This is a genomic window from Mesorhizobium sp. M0185 (assembly GCF_040322175.1).
Classification (GTDB): Bacteria; Pseudomonadota; Alphaproteobacteria; order Rhizobiales; family Rhizobiaceae; genus Mesorhizobium.
Genome location: NZ_JAMYSY010000007.1, coordinates 38,735 through 61,273, shown reverse-complemented (window position 1 = coordinate 61,273; position 22,539 = coordinate 38,735). Strand labels below are relative to the sequence as shown.

The 22,539-nt window shown below is 63.5% G+C and carries 21 protein-coding genes; 9 read left to right on the top strand and 12 right to left on the bottom strand.

Annotated features, from left to right (window positions below; genetic code table 11):
• Positions 1 to 14 precede the first annotated feature (14 nt).
• Both NKJ20_RS08060 and NKJ20_RS08055 read right to left on the bottom strand, forming a co-directional pair.
• On the bottom strand, positions 15 to 3,194 hold the full coding sequence (locus NKJ20_RS08060; protein ID WP_352452553.1) for an efflux RND transporter permease subunit: 3,180 nt from the start codon (positions 3,192 to 3,194) through the stop codon (positions 15 to 17).
• Complete coding sequence (locus NKJ20_RS08055; RefSeq protein WP_352452554.1) at positions 3,188 to 3,460, bottom strand: hypothetical protein; 273 nt, start codon at positions 3,458 to 3,460, stop codon at positions 3,188 to 3,190. The genes NKJ20_RS08060 and NKJ20_RS08055 overlap by 7 nt, the downstream gene beginning before the upstream one ends.
• A gap of 253 nt (positions 3,461 to 3,713) precedes the next feature.
• On the opposite strand from NKJ20_RS08055, the gene NKJ20_RS08050 reads away from it, so the two are divergent.
• Positions 3,714 to 4,295 carry a TetR/AcrR family transcriptional regulator gene (locus NKJ20_RS08050; RefSeq protein WP_031211029.1) on the top strand — a complete coding sequence of 194 codons (582 nt, stop codon included), beginning with the start codon at positions 3,714 to 3,716 and terminating at the stop codon, positions 4,293 to 4,295.
• 549 nt (positions 4,296 to 4,844) lie between these two features.
• Here NKJ20_RS08050 and NKJ20_RS08045 read toward each other — a convergent pair.
• The 6 genes from NKJ20_RS08045 to NKJ20_RS08020 all read right to left on the bottom strand — a co-directional run bounded on the left by NKJ20_RS08045 (position 4,845) and on the right by NKJ20_RS08020 (position 11,031).
• Complete coding sequence (locus tag NKJ20_RS08045) at positions 4,845 to 5,867, bottom strand: LacI family DNA-binding transcriptional regulator (RefSeq protein ID WP_023674039.1); 1,023 nt, start codon at positions 5,865 to 5,867, stop codon at positions 4,845 to 4,847.
• Between the two features lie 59 nt (positions 5,868 to 5,926).
• Complete coding sequence (locus NKJ20_RS08040) at positions 5,927 to 6,721, bottom strand: ATP-binding cassette domain-containing protein (protein ID WP_352569415.1); 795 nt, start codon at positions 6,719 to 6,721, stop codon at positions 5,927 to 5,929.
• 3 nt (positions 6,722 to 6,724) lie between these two features.
• Positions 6,725 to 7,711, bottom strand: a complete 987-nt coding sequence (locus NKJ20_RS08035; RefSeq protein ID WP_292659922.1) for an ABC transporter permease — start codon at positions 7,709 to 7,711, stop codon at positions 6,725 to 6,727.
• A gap of 107 nt (positions 7,712 to 7,818) precedes the next feature.
• Positions 7,819 to 8,751: a substrate-binding domain-containing protein gene (locus NKJ20_RS08030; protein ID WP_352452556.1), complete on the bottom strand. Its 933-nt coding sequence runs from the start codon at positions 8,749 to 8,751 to the stop codon at positions 7,819 to 7,821.
• Between the two features lie 251 nt (positions 8,752 to 9,002).
• Positions 9,003 to 9,797, bottom strand: a complete 795-nt coding sequence (locus NKJ20_RS08025) for an SDR family oxidoreductase (RefSeq protein ID WP_352743437.1) — start codon at positions 9,795 to 9,797, stop codon at positions 9,003 to 9,005.
• 76 nt (positions 9,798 to 9,873) lie between these two features.
• Positions 9,874 to 11,031, bottom strand: coding sequence for a fumarylacetoacetate hydrolase family protein (locus NKJ20_RS08020; protein ID WP_352452558.1), 1,158 nt, complete (start codon positions 11,029 to 11,031; stop codon positions 9,874 to 9,876).
• Positions 11,032 to 11,256: 225 nt separating this feature from the next.
• Here NKJ20_RS08020 and NKJ20_RS08015 point away from each other — a divergent pair, with 225 nt between their 5' ends.
• From NKJ20_RS08015 to NKJ20_RS07985, 7 genes are all read left to right on the top strand, one after another.
• Positions 11,257 to 12,540, top strand: a complete 1,284-nt coding sequence (locus NKJ20_RS08015) for an NAD(P)/FAD-dependent oxidoreductase (RefSeq protein ID WP_352743436.1) — start codon at positions 11,257 to 11,259, stop codon at positions 12,538 to 12,540.
• An 84-nt stretch (positions 12,541 to 12,624) separates the two neighbouring features.
• Positions 12,625 to 13,512, top strand: a complete 888-nt coding sequence (locus tag NKJ20_RS08010) for an ABC transporter permease (RefSeq protein WP_352743434.1) — start codon at positions 12,625 to 12,627, stop codon at positions 13,510 to 13,512.
• Positions 13,509 to 14,387 carry an ABC transporter permease gene (locus tag NKJ20_RS08005; RefSeq protein WP_352569421.1) on the top strand — a complete coding sequence of 293 codons (879 nt, stop codon included), beginning with the start codon at positions 13,509 to 13,511 and terminating at the stop codon, positions 14,385 to 14,387. The genes NKJ20_RS08010 and NKJ20_RS08005 overlap by 4 nt, the downstream gene beginning before the upstream one ends.
• Entirely contained in the window at positions 14,372 to 15,442 is a 1,071-nt protein-coding gene (locus NKJ20_RS08000; RefSeq protein ID WP_352569423.1) for an ABC transporter substrate-binding protein, read from the top strand. Before NKJ20_RS08005 ends, NKJ20_RS08000 begins: the two co-directional genes overlap by 16 nt.
• Positions 15,443 to 15,647: 205 nt before the next feature.
• Entirely contained in the window at positions 15,648 to 16,256 is a 609-nt protein-coding gene (locus tag NKJ20_RS07995; RefSeq protein ID WP_023674050.1) for a cupin domain-containing protein, read from the top strand.
• Complete coding sequence (locus tag NKJ20_RS07990) at positions 16,246 to 17,331, top strand: ABC transporter ATP-binding protein (protein ID WP_352452562.1); 1,086 nt, start codon at positions 16,246 to 16,248, stop codon at positions 17,329 to 17,331. The genes NKJ20_RS07995 and NKJ20_RS07990 overlap by 11 nt, the downstream gene beginning before the upstream one ends.
• Positions 17,332 to 17,365: 34 nt before the next feature.
• Positions 17,366 to 18,793 (top strand): aldehyde dehydrogenase family protein, encoded by a 1,428-nt coding sequence (locus NKJ20_RS07985; protein WP_352743431.1) that lies wholly within the window; start codon positions 17,366 to 17,368, stop codon positions 18,791 to 18,793.
• Between the two features lie 125 nt (positions 18,794 to 18,918).
• Here the strand turns inward: NKJ20_RS07985 and NKJ20_RS07980 are convergent, their stop codons facing one another.
• Positions 18,919 to 19,404: an SRPBCC family protein gene (locus NKJ20_RS07980; RefSeq protein ID WP_502895022.1), complete on the bottom strand. Its 486-nt coding sequence runs from the start codon at positions 19,402 to 19,404 to the stop codon at positions 18,919 to 18,921.
• Positions 19,401 to 19,751, bottom strand: coding sequence for an ArsR/SmtB family transcription factor (locus tag NKJ20_RS07975; RefSeq protein ID WP_352452564.1), 351 nt, complete (start codon positions 19,749 to 19,751; stop codon positions 19,401 to 19,403). The genes NKJ20_RS07980 and NKJ20_RS07975 overlap by 4 nt, the downstream gene beginning before the upstream one ends.
• A 155-nt stretch (positions 19,752 to 19,906) precedes the next feature.
• Here NKJ20_RS07975 and NKJ20_RS07970 point away from each other — a divergent pair, with 155 nt between their 5' ends.
• Positions 19,907 to 20,257, top strand: coding sequence for an ArsC family reductase (locus tag NKJ20_RS07970; RefSeq protein ID WP_352743430.1), 351 nt, complete (start codon positions 19,907 to 19,909; stop codon positions 20,255 to 20,257).
• A gap of 660 nt (positions 20,258 to 20,917) precedes the next feature.
• Here the strand turns inward: NKJ20_RS07970 and NKJ20_RS07965 are convergent.
• Entirely contained in the window at positions 20,918 to 21,868 is a 951-nt protein-coding gene (locus tag NKJ20_RS07965) for an IS4 family transposase (RefSeq protein WP_352743428.1), read from the bottom strand.
• Between the two features lie 294 nt (positions 21,869 to 22,162).
• Positions 22,163 to 22,519 (bottom strand): DUF488 domain-containing protein, encoded by a 357-nt coding sequence (locus tag NKJ20_RS07960; RefSeq protein ID WP_352743426.1) that lies wholly within the window; start codon positions 22,517 to 22,519, stop codon positions 22,163 to 22,165.
• Positions 22,520 to 22,539: the final 20 nt, after the last annotated feature.

Genomic DNA, 22,539 nt, shown 5'->3' with positions numbered 1-22,539 from the left:
TCAATTCTCCAGTCCTATTCAGCCGCTTCGGCCAATGGCTCGAAGGCGGGTTCGGCAGTTGGTTGTTCGGTCGCTTCGGAAACCGGTTCGCTCTCGCTGCGGCGCTCGCGCAGCTGCTCGATCACCGCATAGAAGACCGGCACGAACACCAGCGACAGGATCGTCGCCGCGACCATGCCGCCAAAGACGGTGGTGCCGATCGACTGCCGGCTCGCCGCACCTGCACCTGTAGCGAACATCAGCGGCAGCACGCCGAGGATGAAGGCGAAGGCGGTCATCAGGATCGGTCGCAGCCGAAGCCGCGCCGCTTCCATCGCGGCGTCGACGATGCTGAGGCCTTCTTCGCGCCGGCGCCGGGCAAACTCGACGATCAGAATCGCGTTCTTGGCCGCCAGTCCGATCAGCATGACGAAGCCTATCTGCGAATAGACGTCGATCTGCATGCCGCGCAGCCACAGCACGACGAATGCACCGAACAGTGCGAGCGGCACCGCCAGCAGCACCATGAACGGCATCGCCCAGCTCTCATATTGCGCGGCGAGGATCAGGAAGACGAAGACGATGGCGAGACCAAAGACGACGGATGCGATCGATCCCGCCTTGAGCTCCTGATAGGTGATGCCGGTCCATTCGTAGCCGAAATCTCTCGGCAACGCCGTGGCAGCGGCACGTTCCATCGCCGCCACCGCCTGGCCGGACGAAAAGCCGGGGGCGGCGCCGCCATTGATCAGAGCCGACGCATTGTTGTTGTAATGTGGCACGGTCTCGGGGCCGACGACGGGCACAAGCTTGCCCAGCGTGCTCAGCGGCACCATGCCACCCGACGCATTGCGGACATAGAGCCGCGAAATGTCGGCCGGACCGGCGCGAGAGTCCTTGTCGGCCTGTATCGTCACCCGGAAGGTGCGGCCGAACAGGTTGAAATCGTTCACATAGAGCGAGCCGAGATAGATCTGCAGCGTATTGAACACGTCCGGCAGGTTGAGCCCGAGCAGCTTCGCCTTGGCGCGATCGAGATCGTAGTTGAACTGCGGCGTCGAGGTCGAGAAGGACGAGAACAATTGCTGCGGGTTGAGCTCCGGCTGCTTGCGCGCCTCGGCAATCACCGCTTGCGTCGCATCGTTGAGCGCCACGCTGCCGCGCCCGGTCAGGTCCTCGACCTGGAACTCGAAGCCACCGGTGGTACCGATGCCCGGGATCGACGGCGGGTCGAAGCTCAGCGCAAAAGCCTCTGGAATTTGCAGCAGCTTGTTGCGTACGTCGGCGACGAGCTTAGAGGCGCTCTGGTCGGGGCCGCGTTCGTCCCATGGCTTCAGGATCGCGAATTCGACCGCCGAGTTCGACTGCGCGGCACTGGTCAGGAAGTTCAAGCCGCTGATCGAACCGACGATGTCGACGCCGGGCGTGTTTTGCAGGATGTCGCGCGCCTTTTGCGCCACCGCATCGGTGCGTTCCAGCGAGGCCCCGTCGGGGAGCTGGATGACGACGAAGAAATAGCCTTGGTCCTCGACCGGAAGGAAGGTCGACGGCAGGCGCTGCCAGACGAAATAGGTCGCGACAAGTCCGGCCGCGAACACGCCAAGCATGATCCAGCGCAGGCGGATGAGAATGCGCACACCATTCGCATAGGCATGCGCCAGCCGTTCGAAGCCCATGTTGAACCAGCGGAACAGCACGAACTGCGTTTCCGGCCGGTGGCGCAGGAAGGCGGCGCTGAGCGACGGGGTAAGCGTCAGCGAGACGAAGGCCGAGATGCCGAAGGAGATCGCCACAGTCAGGGCGAACTGGTTGTAGAGCCGGCCGGACACGCCGGGAATGAAGGCAACCGGCACGAACACAGCCATCAGCACGGCGGTCGTGGCGATGATCGGGCCGGTAACCTCCGCCATCGCGGTACGCGTGGCAGCCAGCGGTTTGAGGCCGGCCTCAAGTTGGCGTTCGACATTCTCGACGACGACGATGGCGTCGTCGACGACGAGGCCGATCGCCAGCACCATGCCGAGCAGGCTGAGCATGTTCAGCGAGAAGCCAAGCATATGCATGACGGCCAGCGTCGCCACCAGCGACACCGGAATTGCGATCGTCGGGATGATCGTGGTGCGCCAGCTTTGCAGGAAGATGAACACCACGGCGACGACCAGGACCAGCGCCTCGCCGAGCGTGATCAGCACGTCGTGCATCGAGGCCGAAACGAAACGTGTCGTATCGTAATGCATGGCGTAGCTGACGCCCTTCGGGAAACGGGCCGACAGCTCCTGCATCTTGTCCTTGACGCGCTGCTGCAGATCGAGCGCGTTGGAGCCCGGCATCTGGTAGACCGCGAGCACCACCGTCGGGTCCTTGCCGAAGAAGGCCGACGACGAATATTGCAGCGCGCCGAGCTCGATGCGCGCAACATCGCGCAGCCTGACCAGCGAGCCGTTGGCGGTATTGGCCCGCACGACGATGTCGCCGAACTCCTTGGGATCGCTCAGCCTGCCGACGGCGTTGACCTGCATCTCGAAGGCGGTGCCGGCCGGAGCCGGCGACTGCCCGATCTTGCCGGCCGCCACCTGGACGTTCTGCTCGGCGACGGCGTTCTGCACGTCGACGGCAGTAATGCCGAGATTGGCGAGCTTGTCGGGGTCGAGCCAGATGCGCATCGAATAGCGCCGCTCGCCGAAGATCTGCACGTCGCCGACGCCGGGCAGGCGCTTCAGCGGATCGACCACCTGCAGATAGGCGAGGTTGCTCAGCGCGACCGGGTTGACGGAACCGTCCGGCGAGGTGAGGTCGACGATCAGGACGAAGTTCGGGTTCTGCTTCTTGATCGTCACGCCGCCCTGATTGACGATGGCCGGCAACGAGGAAGCCGCCTGCGAAACGCGGTTCTGGACGTCGACGGCCGCCGTGCTCAGATCGTAGCCGACGTCGAAGGTGATGGTGATCGTCGAGGAGCCGTCATTGGAGCTCGACGACGACATATAGGTCATCCCCTGGACGCCGTTGATCTGCTGTTCGAGCGGCGTCGTCACCGTGTCGGCGACGACCTGCGCGCTGGCGCCCGGGTAGTGGGCGCTGACCACGACCTGGGGCGGCGTGATGTCGGGAAACTGCGAGACGGGCAGGAGGAAATAACAGATCCCTCCGGCGAGCACCATGATGATGGCGATCGCCGACGCAAAGATCGGACGATGAATGAAGAAGTTTACCATGATATGCACGCCTCGCCCGATGCTCTGGCCCGGCCAAAGGCCCTGGCCACCCTGGAAAGCCGCCGGCTGCGTGTTGAGCCGGAATCTTCGAGAAAGCCGAAATCTTCAAGGCGGCGCGGCGCATTGCGGCGCTCGGCCTGTTCGTCCGCCAGCGCACGCAGCATCGCCTCGAAGGACCGCGGGTCGACGCGGTCGGCCTTCATCAGCATGCGGATCATCGGATCCTTCACGACTTCATCGATCGTCAGATCATTGCGCTGCGACATCGAAGCGGCTCCTGGTTTTTGGTGATCCGCGGTAAGCCGCGGATCGGGTGTTTTCTTGCTCGCCGGCCGAGGCCGTAAGGTGCGGTTCGTCCCCTTGCCGATCGGGGCGGGGCTGATGGCCGGCACTTGCGAGTTTGACATGATGCAATGCGGGTGTTACAGGTAAGTAACATCTCTAACGTTACAGACCGGTAACACCCTAGTCAAGAGGTGCACCGAGGGAATTTCGGGAAACGCAATCACGGAGGTTTTGATGACAGACGGTGTTGTGGAGCGTGTTCGCCCCCGGGACAGGATCCTGGAGACGGCACGGGACATGTTTCACAAGCATGGCATTCGCGGCGTCGGCATCGACGCCATTACCGAGGCCGCCGGCACCAACAAGATGACGCTCTACCGGCATTTCGAGTCCAAGGACGATCTGATCATTGAATGTCTGCGGGCGACCGCCTGCAGCGCCAACGCGATGTGGGAAAAGTTCGAGGCCGAGAATCCGGGCGACAAGCTGGCGCAGCTGCATGCCTGGGTCCGGATGGCGGCCGATTGCCTGATGTCGGACCGTCGCGGTTGCGACATGGCCAACGCCGCCATCGAGCTGAGCGAGGCCGATCATCCGGCAAGGCAAGTGATCAAGGAACTCAAGGAAGCCCAGCGCGAGCGGCTGGTCTCGCTGTGTCGCGATGCCGGCATCGGACAGGCCGAGCTTCTCGCCGATACGCTGTCGCTGTTGCTCGAGGGCGCCCGCGTCAGCCTGCAAAGCGTTGGCGCCGAGGGCCCGAGCGCGCAGTTCGTCCGCATGGCGGAAGGCCTGATCACGTCTTTCAGGGCCAGATAGTCTCGCAAGCGGCGAAACGATACGTGGCGTTTCGATTGCGGGCCGCGCCGCCGGGTGATGTCTCGTCCCATCGCGATGTGCCATCTCGCGTCTCCTGTGCCGATCCTCCGCACCATGGCCGGCGCGGCGTTGTTTGCTGGTCGTGAGGCAGGATAGGGCCGCCGGCGAACCGGTGAGAGTGACAAGTGTGACAGGATTCTGCCCGACAAAGCCGCGGCGGTCGCAGCGAAGCTCATCGATCCGCGGATCACCAAACGTGTCCGGTGCTGTCCCGACCGCAAGCATTGGCCGCTATCCCGGAGCCGGAACAAAAAAAGCCCGCTGCCGGGAGGAGGTGGCAGCGGGCTCGATTTCGAATACGGCACGGGAGGAGGTGTACCGCACTCAGCGTCGGCATCGCATCTGGGAGGAGTAGATGGCCGACACCTGCGAAACTATCGATTGCCCAATGATTCGGCAACCACAAAAGTTGCATAGGTGATGTGCAGATTTGCGGTATCAACCGAATTTTAACGATCCACCGGCCCGAGCCATCGCTGTCGCACGACATCACTGCACCGGGACATTTTCCTTGAAGATCAGACGCGGCTCGATGAATTTCCGCGTCAGATAGGGCGCCGACGAGGCGATCGAGCCGAGCAGGCGAATGACCGACTGTTCGGCGATCAGCCGCGCATTCTGGTCGATGACGACGTCGAGCAGATCGTCGACCAGATAGCCGCGCGTCTCGCGCGTCAGATCATGGCAGATGAACACCGGCTTCGTCTGCGGCCTGACTTCGAGCAATGCTTTTGCGACGCCCGAGCGCCCGGCGCCGATACAATAGATGCCGAGCAGCTCCGGCTCGTTGTGCAGCGCCTTCATGGTCGCGGTATAACTGACCTCCGGCTCATCGTTGATCTCCACGGCGCTGGTGACGGTTAGGTTGGGGAACTCCTCGCCGAGCACGGAGCGAAAGCCCATCTCGCGTTCCTCGTGGCCGCGGTAGGAGCGTGAACCGACGACCATCGCCAGATGGCCCTGGCGGCCGCCGAGGAACCGTCCCATCAGCAGCGCCGCGGTGCGGCCGGCCACCCGGTTGTCGATACCGACATAGGCCGAGCGGGGCGCGCCCGGAACATCGGACACCAGTGTGACCAGGCGGATGCCGGCCTCGACGATCTCGCGCAAGATGTTGCGCGTTCTCGGGTGATCGATGGCGATGACGCCGACGCCGTTCGCCTTGAGCGAGAGGTTTTCGACGGCCGCCTGCAAGGCGCTCGGCGAGATGCCGGCGAGCTTGTGGATGCGGCAGGAGGCGACCAGCGGCAGGCGCGCCGCATAATCCTCGATGTGCCTGGCCAGATCGGCCATGAAGGCATTGCTGCCGATCGGCAGGAAGAATTCGAGATGCGCCGGCCGCGAGGGCAACGCGACCTGGTCGACGACCGGCAGATAGCCGAGCTGCTTGGCCGCCTCCATCACGCGCTGCCGGTTGGCGGCACTGGCTCCCGCCCGGTTGTTGAGCACACGGTCGACCGTCGCGGTCGACAGGCCGCAGCTCCTGGCAATATCCGAAACGGTGGCTTTCATGTCGCAACCATGTGGCGATGCGATCCAGTGCCTCGACGATCAGGCCGACCCCCGGCTGCTCAGCTGGGCCGTTGCGTGCCCTCGACCAGCGCGTCATGGATCTCCTTGTCCGACATGCCGGTGATGACGCGTTCGACTTCGGCGACGCTGGTCTTCTTCGGGTCGATATCGTCGGCGACCACCTTACCGCGGCGCATGACGACGATGCGGTCGACCACCTGGAAGACATGATGGATGTTGTGGGCGATGAAGATGCAGGAATGGCCGGAATCGCGGGCACTGCGCACGAAGCTCAGCACGCCTTGCGTTTCGGCGACGCCGAGATTGTTGGTCGGCTCGTCGAGGATGATGAGATCGCTGTCGAAATGCATGGCGCGCGCAATCGCCACCGCCTGCCGCTCGCCGCCGGAGAGCGAGCCGATCGGCGTCGTCGGCGGGATGTTCTTCGAGATGCCGACCTGCTTGAGCAGGTCGCGGGCAACCACGTTCATCGCCTCCTGGTCCATGCGGTTGAGGAAACGCGGCGGCTTGATCGGCTCGCGTCCGAGGAACAGGTTGCGGGCGATCGACAGCTGCGTCACCAGCGCCGAGTCCTGGTAGATCGTCTCGATGCCATGCGCGATGGCGTCGCTGGTACTGCGCAAATTCACCTTCTTGCCGCGGATGAAGATGTCGCCGCTGGTCAGCGGGACCGCGCCCGACAGCACTTTGATCAGCGTCGACTTGCCGGCGCCGTTGTCGCCGAGCAGGCCGACGATCTCCCTTTCGTTGACATGGAAATTGGCATCAACCAGCGCCTGCACGCGGCCATAGGACTTGCGGATATTTTCCATGCGGACAAGCGGTTCGGCCATGGTTCAAGTCCCTGCCTGATGCCGGCGTTCCAGCCATGAATGGAGCGCCATCATGCCGAGGATGATGGCGCCGATGAAAATATTATAGGCAAGGCCGGGCACGCCGATCAGCACTATGCCGTTGCGCATCACGCGCAGGATCAGGATACCGAGCACCGTGCCGATGATTGTGCCGCGCCCGCCGGTCAGCGCCGTGCCGCCGATCACAACCATGGCGATGACTTCGAGCTCGTAGCCGGTGCCGCTGTTGGGGTTGGCCGCCGAGGTGCGCAGCGAGCTGATGACGCCGGCAAGCGAGGCCAGGATCGACGACAGGATGAACAGGCCGATCTTGACGCCGCTGACGTTGACGCCGCGCGCCCTTGCAGCACTCGGGTTGCCGCCGGCCGCCTGGATCCAGTTGCCGGTCCGGCTCTGCGTCAGCACGTAGCCGAGCGCGATTGCGGCGGCGATGAACCAGAACAGCGACATATAGATCCGGAACGGCCCGATGAAGAAATCGCCGACCAGCGCTTCCGCCAGCCAGCTGCCCTCGGCGCTCCAGGTCCGCTGCGGAAACCCGTTGGTGACGAACAAAGCGGTGCCGCGCACCACCAGCAGCATGCCCAGCGTCACCAGGAAGGACGGGATCTTGAGCTGCGTCACGAACCAGCCATTGACCAGCCCGATAAACGCAGCGACCACCAGCGCGATGACGAAGGCGGCTTCGAGCGAGACGACGCCGCTGTTGAATAACGTCCACATCAGGACCGGCGAGAAGCCGAACACCGAGCCGACCGAGAGGTCGAATTCGCCTGATGTCATCAACAGCGTCATCGCCAGCGCGATCAGCCCGAGCTCAACCGTGAAGGCCAGCGTGTTCGAGATGTTCTGCGGCGACAGGAAGTCGTGGTTGATGCCCCAGAACACAGCGATCTCGACGACGAGCAGCACGAACGGCCCGAACTCGGGCCGCGCGATCGAGCGTTGGATAAGAGAACGATTTTCCACCTTGGACCCGCGATAGGATTGGATTTGGCCGAGACCGCAACCGGCTTCGGCGGAATGATGAGACAGTCACGGCCGCCGAAGCGGCCGTGACCAACTCGATCGCGGATTTATTTGCCGGACAGGATCTTGTCGTAGACTGCCGCGGTGTCCTTCTCGTAGAGCGCGCCGGTGATCACGTCGAAGCCGGGCGGAATACCGCTCGCCGCCATGTTGGCGAGCGAGAGCGCGACGTAGCTGGTCGCCTGCGGATCCTGCCACTGGCCGGCATTGACGTAGCCGTTCAGCACTTCCTGGGTGGTGTCGAGCGAGTTGCCCCAGCCGACGACTGGGATTTCGCCCGGCTTGACGCCGACCTGGTCGAACACCCGCTTGATCGAACCGGTTACAAGGTCGCCGAGGCCGATAACCGCCTTGACCTTGGCTCTGTTGGCGGTGAGGTAATCGACCATGCGGTTGATCACTTCGGCCTGGTCGAGCGTCGCTTCGGTGATTTCGTAGGTGATGCCGAGCGGCTCGAACACGCTCTTGATGCCTTCCTCTTCCTGGACGCCATAGGTGGCGCCGGGAATTTCGACCGGCATCCAGACGAAGTCGCCCTTCTTCACCAGGCCCTTGTCGACCAAATACTGAGCCCAATGCTTGCCGAAGGTGACGTTGTCGCCGCCGACATAGGCGTTGAAGTCCGCCTTTGGGTCGGGCGTGTTGAAGTTGATGATCGGGATGTTCGCCGCCCGCGCTTCCTTGACGATCTCGACAAGGCTGCCCGGATCGGGGCTGGTCGTGGTGATGCCGTCGGCCTTGGCGGCGATTGCGGCGCGAACAGCCTCCTGCTGCGACGCCACGTCGCCATTGTGGAACGACGTGTTGACGGTGTTGCCGGTGTCCGCCGCCCATTGCTTGGCGCCGGCAAGGAAGTATGTCCAGACCGGATCGGCCGGGCCGCCATGCGAAATCCAGTAGAACGTCTTGGCCTGTGCCGCGGCCGGAATGGCCAGCGCCACCATCAAGCCAAGTACAAGCAGTCTTAGCCTCGTCAGCATTTGATTTCCTCCCATTTGAACCGAACTCCTCCTCCGACGACGATCACCGCGAAAAGCCGTGCGCGGCCAAAACGGTGGTCGCATTTTGCCAGCGTCGACCTGGGCGCATTAGAGCATTCCCTTTTTCGATCGATGGCAAGCCTCGATTGCCAATGGACGTTGGCGCAAGGCACCGCGCCATCAGCAATCCCATCAGATTGCATCAGTTTGGCTGATATTTTCCAGGCGGCCGACGATCGGCCTTGCGACCGTCATGCAATGCTGCGCGGCGGCGCGCCGAGCACGGATTGCTCTAGGTCGATAAGCGTCCCGGTCATCAGCCCGGAGGCGTCGCTGAGCAGGAACAGCGTTAGCTGGGCGACTTCGTCCATGGTCAGCAATCGACCAAGCGGCAGGCCGGCGGCGGCGATCTTTGCCCAGTTTTCGCCCTTGCCCAGCGTGCTCGCCTGCATCTCTTGTTCGGCCGGCGTCGCTACCCAGCCCATGTTGATGCCGTTGACGCGGATGCGATCGGAAAGATGCGCGTTGGCAATGTTTCTGGTCAGCGTCGAAAGCGCGCCCTTAGTTGCGGAATAGATGGCAAGGTCCGGCGCACCGCAATGCGCATTCACCGACAGTATGTTGACGATGGCGCCCGCCGCCCGCCGTGTCTTCATGTCGGCTACGGCCCCCTGCATGAGGAAGAACGGCGCGCGCGCATTGACGGAAAACAACCTGTCCCAGTCGTCGATTGTGCCAGTTTCCAGAGAGGCCCGGTCGGTGAGGGCCGCGGCGTTCACCAGACAATCGATGCGGCCGAGTCTTTTGATCGCTTCCGCCATGACAGCTGCAGGCGCGGCCGGATCTCCAAGGTCGGCCTGGATGAAGACGACGGGCCGGCTTGGTCGTGAAAGCTCTTCGGCGATGCGTCTGCCACGCTCGGCATTGCGGCCGACAATGGCGATCCCTTCGCCGCCGTCGGCTGAGGCCAGCCGGGCTATGGTCTCGCCAAGTCCTTGCGTTCCGCCGGTAACGACAAGGGTCTTGCCCTCAAGAGCGACGATCAATGGACTCTCCCGAATGCCGACGAGCAGGTATTCCAATCAGAGAATTCTAGAATCTATCGGATGTTAGGCTGCGGGACTAGATGAGGTCGGCCCTTGCGAGGTCACGCATCAGGTGGCTGGCGCCGTAGGTCCAGTGTGGGCAGTCGGGCGACAGCCGCACGCGGTTGACCAAGGCGCCGAATTTCTCCGACGATATGGTGACGATGTCGCCGACCTTGTGGGTAAAGCCCTTGCCTGTTTCGCCCCGATCCTTCGACGGCACGAACATCGTGCCGAGATAGAGCGCCAGCCCGTCCGGGTATTGGTGATGTGGCCCCATGGCGGCGGCGACCAACTCTTCCGGCGAGCGGCTGATCTCGGCCATCGAACTGGCGCCCTCCAGCGAGAACCCATCCTCGCCTTCGACTTTCAACCGTACGATCGCCTGCTTCACGTCGCCAATGGAAAATGTCTCATCGAACAGCCGGATAAAGGGGCCAAGTGCTGCCGAAGCGTTGTTGTCCTTGGCTTTGCCGAGCAGCAGCGCCGAGCGCCCCTCGACGTCGCGCAGATTGACGTCGTTGCCGATCGTCGCCCCGACAATCCTGCCGCTGCTGGCGGCAATCATGGCGATCTCCGGCTCCGGATTGTTCCATGTCGAAACCGGATGCAGGCCGACATCGGCGCCGAAGCCGACCGAGGCCATCGGCTGACACTTGGTGAATATCTCGGCATCGGGGCCGATGCCGACTTCCAGATATTGCGACCAGGCGCCGCGCGCAATCAGCTTGGCCTTGATCTCCATCGCTTCCGGCGAGCCGGGCTTGAGCTTCGACAGATCGTGGCCGATCAGCCCGGCGATGTCGGCGCGAATGGCGTCGGCCTTTTCCGCCGAACCGCGCGCCTGCTCCTCGATCACCCGTTCGAGCAGGCTGACGACAAAGGTGACGCCAGATGCCTTGATCGCCTGCAGGTCGACGGGGGACAGCAGATACGGTTTCCCCGGATCGCGCGCTGTCTCGAAACTGTTAGCGGCAATGGCATCGAGCGGGCCGATCGGCCGCCCCTTGGCCGAGCGGACGTGCCCCGCCGGATCCGGCAATTCGCAAACGTCGCGCACGGTCGGCGCCACATTTGACGTGATGTCGAAGACCGTGCCGTCACGCACCGTGACCACCAGCGGATGGGAAGCATCGCTCGCCCGGGCGCGGCCCACGAAGAGGCCTTCGGCGGGCAAATGTGTGGCGTTCGTCATGGCTTACATTTCCTGTTGTCTTGTCCTTCGGCCGCGGCACTTTCAACAAATTCCCGCCAAAGGTCTATCCCGCTTGCAGGGCGAGCTTTGTCAATTCTTTCAAGCGGTCTTCGCATCGCTGGACCTTGATCGAGCCTGACGTGCGCCGACGGCGACGGAAAACGCTCTTTCAAAATAATGAAACCGTCGCTAGGGTTTTCACCTACTGAAATCTCCAGGTGACGCTTGCCCGTACGGTTTTCCGATCCAATCTGGCAGAAGCCGCGGACAGCCACCGCGTTCCAGTCGCTTTTTCCCGCCGGCCAATGCGTCGATGTCGTTATCGTCGGCGGCGGTATCATGGGGCTGTCGACAGCCTTGCACGCTGCCCGGTTCGGCCTTGCTGTCCAGGTGCTGGAGGCCGGCGAAATTGGCAATGGCGCATCCGGCCTGAACGGCGGTCAGGTCATTCCCGGCCTGAAATACGATCCGGATTGGCTGCTGGAGCATTTTGGTCTCGAACGCGGCGAAGCGCTCGTCAACTTTGCCGCCTCGACCGCTGACACCGTCTTCGAATTGATCCGCGACGAAAGACTGGCGGTGCCGTTCGTCCGCAATGGCTGGATCCAGGCCGCGCATACCGAGACCGCGCTGAAAGCGGCGGCGAACCGGGATCGGCAGTGGCGCGCCCGCGGCGCCGATGTCCGGCTGCTGAGCGGGACGGAGATCGCGACGATGACCGGCGCGCAAGGCTATCTCGGCGGCTGGCTCGATCGCCGCGCCGGTGTCATCGATCCGCTCGCCTACACGTCGGAACTGGCGCGCGTCGCTGCAGCGGCGGGCGTAAAGATCGCCGAGCGCCAGAACGTGATGCAGATCAGCAAGAATGCTGGCATTTGGTACGTTTCTACGGAAAGCGGCGCCGAACTCAAGGCCAAGGCGATTGTCCTGGCGACCAACGCCTATACCGGCGGCCTGCTTCCCGGCCTCACCGAGACGATCGTCCCGCTGCATTCCTTCCAGATCGCGACAGCACCGCTATCGTCCAATCTCGCGGCGGCTATCCTGCCGGAAGGGCAGGCAGTGTCGGATTCGCGCCGCATCCTCGTCTATTATCGCAAGAGTGCCGACGGCCGGCTGGTGCTCGGCGGGCGCGGCCGCATGGCTTTGCCGAACGGCCCGGCCGACTGGGCGCATCTGGAGCGCGCGCTGCTGCGGCTTTATCCGGCGCTGTCAGACATTGCCATTGAAAAGCGGTGGTTCGGCCGGGTGGCAATGACGCCGGACCATCTCCCGCATATCCACGAGCCAGAGAAGGGTCTGCTGGCGGTCGTCGGTTGCCAGGGCCGCGGCATCGGCCTGATGACCGCGCTTGGCGAGCGCATCGCCTCCTACCTGTCGAGCGGCGACACTAGGCAATTGCCGTTCCCGGTCTCGCCGATCCGGCCGATTCCGTTTCATGCGTTTCGGCAGGTCGGCGTCGCCGCGACCATCGCCTGGTATCGGATGCTGGACGCGTTCGAACGCTGACGTTCATGCCCAAGCATGAAACAGCTTGACAATTTCACAAACATGAAAAAAGCTTAATCGATTTCAAATTTCGATGGACAGCCGATGTCGACCATCATCGTAACGCAGTCGCTGCCGGAAACCCGGTCTTCGCCGGCCTTCCGCTTCGCCATGCTGCTGCCCGGCGGGCTGGTCACCTTCTTGCTGATCCTTTTCGCCCTTGGCCTGGTGTTCTTTCTCGCCTTTCGCGGCAATGACGGCTCGCTGCTGGGGGCTGGATTCACCCTTGCGAATTTCGTCACTGTGGCCACCGATCCGCTGTACTGGACGGTGACGCTGCGCTCGCTGGGTATCGCCGGCCTGGTGACGCTGGCAACCGTCGTCACCGCCTATCCCGTTGCCTACTATCTGGCTTTCCATGCCGGGCGGCGGCGCGGGCTGCTGTTGTTCCTGCTGACCCTGCCGTTCTGGACCAGCTATCTCCTGCGCGTCTTCGCCTGGAAGATCGTGCTTGCCTATAATGGCGTGCTGAACTCGGCGCTGATCGAAAGCGGCATCTGGTCGGAGCCGACATTGGCGTTCTTGAATACGCCGGCAGCGGTCGTCGTCACGCTTGCCCACGCTTATGCGCCGTTCGCCATCCTGCCCATCTATGTGGCGCTGGACACGATCCCGAAATCGCTGCTCGAAGCTGCTTCCGATCTCGGCGCAAAACCGTTCACCAGCTTCCGTCGCATCGTGCTGCCTAATTCGATGCCGGGCGTGCTGGCGGCTGCTCTCGTCGTCTTCGTGCCGACCGTCGGCGATTATGTGACGCCGGCGCTGGTCGGCGGCCCTGCCAGTACAATGATCGGCACACTGATCCAGGCCGAGTTCGGCAAGGCCAATGACTGGCCGTTCGGCGCCGCACTCGCCGTCGCCGTCATGCTGGTCATTCTCGCCGTGGTGCTGGTGGTGCGCTTCGCCGACCGGCGATACGGCAGCCGCACATGAACACGGCGCGCCTGGACGCAAAGCAAGGCGGCGGCTGGCTCGGAGCCTACGTCCTTGCCTATCTGGTGTTCCTGTATCTGCCGATATTGCTGATCCCGCTGTTTTCATTCAACAATTCGATCCAGGCGGCATTTCCGCTGCAAGGCTTCACGCTGGAATGGTACGGCACGCTGGTCGGCAATTCGGCGCTGTCCGGTGCGCTTGCCACCAGCCTCGTCATCGGCGCCATTGCCGCCACCGGCGCAACACTCTGCGGCATCACCGTGTCCTATATGGACCTCTACGGCCGCTCGCCGCTGGCCGCCACGATCAGTGCCATTGCGCGGCTGCCGATCCTGATCCCCGGCGTCATCGTCGGCATCTCGCTGTTGATCCTGGTCAATCTCGCCGGTTTCGGGCCGTCGCGCATTGCCATTGTGCTCGGCCATGTATTGGTGGCGCTGCCGACGACGGTGGTGGTCATGCGCAGCCGCTTCGCCGCCATCCCGAAGACCATCCGCGAGGCAGCGCTCGACCTCGGCGCCTCGGACTGGACGACCTTCAGACGGGTGATGCTGCCGCTCAGCCTGCCCGCCATTATTTCGGCGTTCATGCTGGCCTTCCTGACCTCGTTCGACGAGTTCATCGTCGCCTTCTTCCTTGCCGGCACCGAGCCGACGCTGCCGCTTTATATCTGGAGCCAGCTGCGCTTCCCGAAATCGCTGCCGACCGTCATGGCGCTCGGCACGGCGATCCTGGCCGTGTCGTTCGTCATCGCCGCACTCGCCGAAATCCTGCGCCATCGCGGGCTTGCCGCCGCTCAGCGGCCAGCGCCCGCCAGCCTGTCAAAACCAGAAGAAACCGAAAGAGGAGAACTGCAATGGCATTCGACTTGAAATCGATAACGACAAAGACAGCGAAAACTGGATTGGCCGCCTTCGCGCTGGCGCTTGCATCGACTGTCGCCTTTGCCGGCGACAAGCTGCAATATTTCACCTGGTCGGGTTACGAGCTGCCCGACTTCAACAAGAGCTTCCTCGCCGCGCACCCTGATGGCGTCGAAGCCTCGATGTTTGGCGACGACGATGACGCCTTCACCAAGGTCAAGGCCGGCTTCCGCCCCGATGTCGCGCACCCTTGCTATGACAAGGTGGCGCGCTGGAACAAGGAAGGCCTGCTGCAGCCGATCGACACCAAGCGCATCAAGAACTGGGATTCGATCTTCCCGGTCTTCAAGAACCTGCCCGACTTGCAGGCCGGCGACGGCAAGGTCTGGATGGTGCCGTGGGACTGGGGCAATACCTCGATCCTCTACCGCACCGATCTGGTGAAGAACCCGGAAGCCAGCTGGAACCTGCTCTGGGACAAGCAATATGCCGGGCGCATGGCGACCATCGATGCCGTCCACGACACACCGGTGGTGGCGGCCCTTCTGGCCGGCGTCAATCCATTCGACATGACACCGGAACAGATGGACAAGGTGGCGGAAAAACTGCGCGAGCAGCGCCCGCTGCTCTCGAACTACACCACCGACATGACCTCGGTCGAACAGGCACTGGCGAGCGGCCAGCTGGTCGCGGCCATGACCTGGAACGCCTCGGCCACCTCGCTGAAGAAGCAGGGCGTGCCTGTAGAGTTCATGAAGCCGAAAGAAGGCATGCTGACCTGGGCTTGCGGCTTCGTCATGCTCAAGGACGCCAAGAACGTCGATCTTGCCTATGACTTCATCAACAGCCGGCTGGAAACGGATTCCGGAAAGTATCTGATCCAGGCCTACGGCTATGGCAGCTCGACCAGCTCGGCCTTCGCCGCCGTGCCAAAGGAGGAGTTGGAGAAACTGCAGCTGCCTTCCGATCCCGAGGTGATGCTGAAGACCACGATCTTCACCGGGCCGATGAAACAGAATGACGAACTCGCCAAGATGTTCGAGAAGGTCAAGGCAGGCGGCTGAGTTCGCTCTTCCTTCTCCCCTTGTGGGAGAAGGTGGATTGGCGCGCAGCGCCAAGACGGTTGAGGGGTGTTGGAAGGAATGAGGCGTTGGTGTTTTCTGGAACATCCCTCATCCGACCGAGCTTCGCTCGGCCACCTTCTCCCACAAGGGGGAGAAGGGAAGACCACGCGGCGCCGGCCAAAAATACTGTAACAAGGACGAACGAATGGACATGCTGGACGAAGCGGCTGAGAAGCCGAAGGACGACGCCGACGTCAGGGTCGGCCGGCGCGTGCGGGCGCTCAGGCTAGAACGCAATCTCTCGCTGGCCGAACTTGCCGCCAAAGCCGGTGTCTCGATAGGTGCGCTAAGCCAGATCGAGCGCGGCATGTCGTCATTGCGGGTCCGCGTGATCTGGCCGCTTGCCGCCGCCCTCGACATCGAGCCATCGGCGCTGATCGCCGACGGCAATGATGTCGGCAACGATCTTTATTGTGTGCGCGCCAACAGCCGGCGGCAGATCCCGGTCAAGTCGGAAGGCATCGCCAAGGCGCTGCTGTCGCCGCCGGCCGCCACGCTGACCGGCATGCTGGTGACCGTGGAAGCCGGTGGTGGCACCGCCGAAGCCTACGCTCATGCCGGCCATGAATTCGGCTTCGTCCTGTCCGGTGAGGTCGAGCTGGTGGTGGACTCGACCAGATATGGGCTGAAGGCCGGCGACAGCTTCGCCTTCAAGAGCACGTTGCTGCATGCCTTCCGCAATCCGGGCAGCGAGCGCTGCCAGATCCTGTGGGTCAACACCACCAAACCGTCCGAGGTTCGCGATGGCGCCTGATCCGCTCGTCCGGCTGGACAAGGTCTCCAAGATTTTCCCCGGCGGCATCATCGGGCTCGACGCCGTCGATCTCGATATTTCGCGCGGCGAGTTCCTGACCCTGCTCGGACCGTCCGGCTGCGGCAAGACCACCAGCCTGCGGGTCATCGCCGGATTCGAGAGCCCGTCGAACGGCAAGGTCCTGCTCGAAGGCCGCGACATCACGGCGCTCAGGCCCTTCGACCGTCCTGTCAATACCGTGTTCCAGGACTACGCGCTGTTCCCACACATGAACGTTGCCGAAAATGTCGGCTTCGGCCTGTCGCTGCGCAAGCTCTCCGGTGCCGAACAGGCAAAGCGCGTCGGCGCAGCGCTCGCCATGGTCGACCTTGCCGAGAAGCTCGGCGCCCGCGTGTCCGAATTGTCGGGTGGCCAGCGCCAGCGCGTCGCGCTTGCCCGCGCCATCGTCTGCGAGCCGCGTGTGCTGCTGCTCGACGAGCCGCTGTCGGCGCTCGACGCGCATCTGCGCGAGCAGATGCAGGTCGAACTGAAGCGGCTGCAGTCGCGGCTTGGCACCACTTTCGTCATGGTCACGCACGACCAGACCGAGGCGCTGTCGATCTCAGACCGCATTGTCGTCATGAACAAGGGCCGCATAGAGCAGATTGCGCCGCCGGCGACCCTTTACGACCGCCCCGCCACCAAATTCGTCGCCAGCTTCATCGGCACCATGAACCTTCTGCAGTCGCGCTTTGTCGGCCGTGACGGCGAGCGCTTGCGGTTCATCGCCGGCGCTCTGCCGCTGGAAGCGATTTCGGATAAAGGCGAGCTGCCTGGCGAGGGCACGGTGCGCACCATTGGCGTGCGTCCGGAGGACCTTTTGGCCACGACCGAGGCGGCGGCCGGTACTGCACCGGTGCGGGTGAACAGCATCGTCTTTCACGGCCGCACCTTGCGCCTTCATGCAGAGTTGGGGCAGGGGACACAGGTGGTGATCGACGCGCCGCGCCGGACAGAGGGTTTTCAATTCAGCGTCGGCGACGTGGCGCATATCAGCCTGCGCCGTGGTGCCAACTGCCCTATGCTGCCTAGCTAGTCTCACTCATTTCCAGAAAACCGGAGCACGGCCCATGAGCAATCATCTCAATTTTTTCATCGGCGGCAAATGGGTCGGCCCCGTGGTTCCGGCAACGCTGGATGTGATCGATCCGTCCACTGAAGAGGCCTACACCAAAATCTCGGTCGGCTCGAAAGCCGATGTCGACAAGGCCGTGGCTGCAGCCAAGGCGGCATTCCCGGCCTTTTCGCAAACGACCAAGGCCGAGCGCCTGAAGCTGCTGAAGCGTATCCTCGAAGTCTACAATGAGCGCTACGAGGACATCGCCCAGGCGGTCAGCCAGGAAATGGGTGCGCCGATCAGGTGGGCGCGCGAGGCGCAGGCCTGGGCGGGCAGGGCGCACATGGAAGCCACTATCAAGGCGCTGGAGGATTACGAATTCAGCGAGAAGCGCGGCACCACCATGGTGGTCAAGGAGCCGATCGGCGTCTGCGCGCTGATTACACCGTGGAACTGGCCGCTCAACCAGATAGTCTGCAAGGTGGCGCCGGCCATCGCCGCCGGCTGCACCGTCGTTTTAAAGCCTTCCGAAATCGCGCCGATCAGCGGCATCATCTTTTCCGAGGTGATGGACGCCGCCGGCACGCCGAAGGGCGTCTACAATATGGTGAATGGCACCGGTCCGGATGTCGGCCAGGTCATGGCTGGCCATCCCGATGTCGACATGGTCTCGTTCACCGGATCGACCCGGGCCGGCATCATCGTCGCCAAGACGGCGGCCGAGACGGTAAAGCGCGTCGCGCAGGAGCTGGGCGGCAAATCGGCCAACATCGTGCTGCCCGACGCTGACTTCGAGACGGCGGTGCGCAAGGGTGTCAACGCCTGCTTCGGCAATAGCGGCCAGTCTTGCGATGCACCGACCCGCATGCTGGTACCGGCCGCCCGTCACGACGAGGCGCTGACGATCGCCAGGAAGGCCGCCGAACGGCACAAGGTCGGCGACCCGCGCTCGGAGGAGACCAAGCTCGGGCCGGTGGTCAGCAACGTCCAGTTCGACAAGATCCAGCGGTTGATCGAGGCCGGTATCGCCGAGGGTGCGACGCTGGTCACCGGCGGCCCCGGCCGGCCTGAACACCTCAACCGTGGCTATTATGTGCGACCGACCGTTTTCGGCCACGTCAGGCCTGGCATGACCATCGAGAAGGAGGAGATTTTCGGGCCGGTCCTGTCGGTCATCTCCTACGATGACGATGATGATGCGGTGAAGATCGCCAACGACACCGTCTATGGCCTGGCTGCCTATGTCCAGTCCGGGGATATCGACCACGCCCGCAAGATTGCCAGCCGCCTGCGTGCCGGGCAGGTGTCGATCAACTATCCGGAATGGGATACGTTTGCGCCCTTCGGCGGCTACAAGCAGTCCGGCAACGGCCGCGAATATGCCGACTGGGCCATCCACGATTTCCTCGAGATCAAGGGCATCATCGGCTACGGCGCCTGAGCGTTCAACATTGGCATTACGCCAACCGTCAAGTTTGTTGCGAGCGTTGGTGCCTCGGCATCGGCGTTCGGTTGAACGGCCACGACGGCTCCGTGGCCGCAATGTGAGTGCGAAGCAGGGTCGCCTCAGATCGTCTTGAGATAGCCGGCCAACTGATCCGCCACCGTGCCCCAGCCGTCGTGGAAGCCCATCTCCTCGTGGCTGTTGCGCGTGGCTTCGTCGCGGTGGATGGCGGTGGCGGTGTAGCGCGTCGTCTCGCCATGCGATTGCAGCGATATGACGGCTGTGATGAATGGGTCGCCTGACGGCCGGTAGCCTGGCAGCAGCGCATCGGTCCACACCAGCCGCTCGTCCTGGACGATATCGAGGTAGCAGCAACGCCTATCGTTGACCTCCTTGCCGTCGGGCGACTGCATGCGGGTGCGGAACAGGCCGCCGGGCCGCAGGTCGATCTCGCAATCGGTGATGATCCACGGCTTCGGCGTGAACCATTGGCTGACATGCTCGGGTCTCGTCAGGGCCATCCACAGCAGTTCTCGCGGCGCCTCGATCGTCCGTTCGAGCACGAGGTCGAGCTTCGGATCGGGTTGGAACAACGGCACCATATTCATCTGTCTGTCTCCTTGAGTTTCAGCACGTAATCGTCGAACTGGTCGAGACGGCGCTCCCACAGCGCACGCTGCTCGGCCAACCAGTTTTCCGCGAGCTTCAACGGCTCCGGCGCGAGCCGGTAGGTCCTGACGCGGCCGGCCTTTTCCGAATGCACCAGCCCGCTGCCTTCCAGAACCCTGAGGTGCTCGATGAAGGATGGCAGGGCCATCTCGAACGGCTGGGCAAGCTCGCTGACCGAGGCGGGGCTTCGGTTCAGTCGCTCGACCACGCGTCGCCGGGTCGGATCGGCGAGCGCCCGGAAAATGCCGTCAATGGGCGGGGGGCTTTCGGTCTGCAGGCCCGTCATGGTCGTTTCCTTGCCTCAAATTAGCTCGGGAAATAGTTAGGAAGATTCCTTACTATTGGCAAGCGCGAAAATCGCAGACGGCCGGCGAGGCCGCTGGAAAACCGAGAGGCGCGGTTTTAGGGTGCCGTCAGATTCGACTGGTCCGAGGACGCGTTTTGACGATCACCATGTACGGCATCACCAATTGCGATACGGTCAAGAAGGCGCGTTCCTGGCTGGCGAGCCACGATGTTGCCTATCGCTTTCACGACTACAGGGCAGACGGGCTTGAAGCGGATCGGCTGGACGGCTGGTCAGGCAAGGTCGGCTGGGAAATCCTGCTCAACAAGGCGAGCACAACGTTCCGTGAACTGTCGGACGAGGACAGACTGGGCTTGGACGAGAACAAGGCCAAGGCGCTGATGCTGGCCAAACCGACGATGATCAAGCGTCCGGTGCTGGAACTTGGCGATCGCATACTGGTTGGCTTCAAGCCGGACATTTATCAGCAGGCGATGGGTGGTTGAACCCGGTGCAGCGGGACGGCGAGGTTTCGCGACTTCGTTCCAGCTTGGGTTCCTCGCCCCCACGAAAGTGGGGGAGAGGTGGCGCGGCGAAGCCGAGACGGAGAGGGGGAGCACTCTAGGAAAGCCCCCTCTCCGGGGCGGGGGGGGGCGCCCCAGACCCCCGCACCCCCGGGGGGGGGCCACCATGTGGAACCCCCCCCCAACCGCGGGGGGAAGGGAGGGTGGGAAACACCTGGGGGCGCGGCTACGCCTTGAGGGTGCGGGGAACCGCGCTCTACGAAAGCCCCCTCTCCGGCCGCTTCGCGGCCACCTCTCCCCCGCTTCGCGCTAGGCGATTCACACATTTCGAAGCGCCCATCCATGGGCGATGGACAGGAAGTGCTGCAATCCGTGTCGGAAGGTGATGGGTCCTGGGGCTTTGGACTTTGGATAGCCGTCCCAGCCGCCGAGTTTGGCGATAATCCAGGCGGCCCAAGCGAGGGATTGGGGGGGCGTGGGGATTCTTCTGCAGGGCGGTTTTTCCCTCTAGTGTGGGCAGCAGGGCTTGAAGCGTGTCGATTTCGGCGTGGGTGAAGGCGATGGCGGCGTGTTGTGCGGATCGGCCGTCGCGGGCCTGGACGAGTTGCATGACGACACAGGCGGCTCGCGCGGCGATGGCGGTCAGTTTGACGAGCCGTTCGGCGGTCTCAGTTGGCTGTCTTCCAGCTGAAGCCCCTGCTGTTTGAGGGTGCGGAAGAACTGCTCGATGGTCCAGCGCATGCGATACCAATCGACCATCCGCCAGGCCATGGCCGCGTCCTCGACGAGATGGGTGGTAAGCAGTCGCCACAGGATCGGCTCGGCGCCCTGCGGCGGGTCGATCTCGGTTACCTGCACCAAGCTCACGCTCACCGTCTTGGGCAGGCCCTCTTCAATCGTGTTGTCGGGGCGCACGACCTCGACCTGGGCAAAGCTCGCCACCAGCCGGGCCGTGCGCGCCGCCCGACCAGGCCGCGCGCGCAGCTCGACCATGGCCTCTCCGGCGGCCTGCAGCGGTGCGGTCGACAGCTTGCCGCCGCCCTGGATCCGGCGGTCGTGCATGGCGCGGGTCAGAATGTGGAAGCCGGGTTCGGGTACAAGCGCCCACTTGCTGTAGATGTCGCTCTCGCGGTCGCTCACCTCGGTCACCAGTGCAGCCGACTTCAACACCGGCTTGGCCGCCGCGGCCGTGCTCAACCAGCGCTCGGACTCCTTGTCGCACAGAGGCCGCTTGGCATGAGCAACCTCCACACGCCCCTCGCGCGTCCACACCCGGCCCGCCACCAGCCCCAGAACGCCGCCCGTCTCGGCATCGATGCCCAGCATCGCGTGCAGCAACACGCCACGGCCGCCGCCCTTGCCAATCTCGCCAAGGCCACGCCGATACTCCGGCGTCGTCGCGAAATTGATCTCACTGGTGTCCTGGATCGCCAGCACATGACGACCGGCGCTAGCCTCAGCCGTCGCAGCGCCCCAACCTTCAATCAGCCTGTCCGTCGTCACCCGAGCGTTCGCCAGGAACCGACAAAAGCCCACGATCCCGCTACGGGCTCCTCCAGCCAAGCGGCGCAGGCACACGCTCTCGCGCGACACCATCCGCTCCAGAAGCTGGACCCCCTTTTTTCGAGCCGTTCGTCACCGAACGACCCCAACAATCCCATAGATGACACCGCGACGCCTCCCTCAGTACGTCGCCTACAGAATCACACACCAACCCGACGCCGCAACTCACAGATGAGTCATCGACGCAACGAAAAGATGTGTGCATCCCCTAGCCGCTTCGCGGGGGCGAGGAACCCAGGTCTTGAGAGGTCGGAGGGAAGCACCCCTCTGGCCGTCGCTACGGCCTTCGCCAATCTCCAAAGTCACAGGACGCAGGCTCGCGCTTCAGTCCGTCTCACGCAAATAGCTCGCCAGCGCCACCGCGTTATTGTGCTTCTCGTCATGCGCGCCGTAGAGCAGCGTCACCCGGCCTTTGTCGAGCAGAGCGCATAGCTGGCCGACCCCCTCGCCGTTCCGGTCGAGCTCATCGCGGTATCGCCGCTGGAACTCCGCCCAGCGCGCCGGCTCATGGCCGAACCATTTGCGCAACGCATTGCTCGGCGCGATGTCCTTCAGCCAGACCGTCAGCGCCGCGTCCTCTTTGCGGACGCCGCGAGGCCATACGCGGTCGACGAGCACCCGCTGCCCGTCATCGGGCGCCGGCTGCTCATAGATGCGCTTGACCGCGAGCTCCATTGCCAACTCCGCATGGGCCAGCAGGC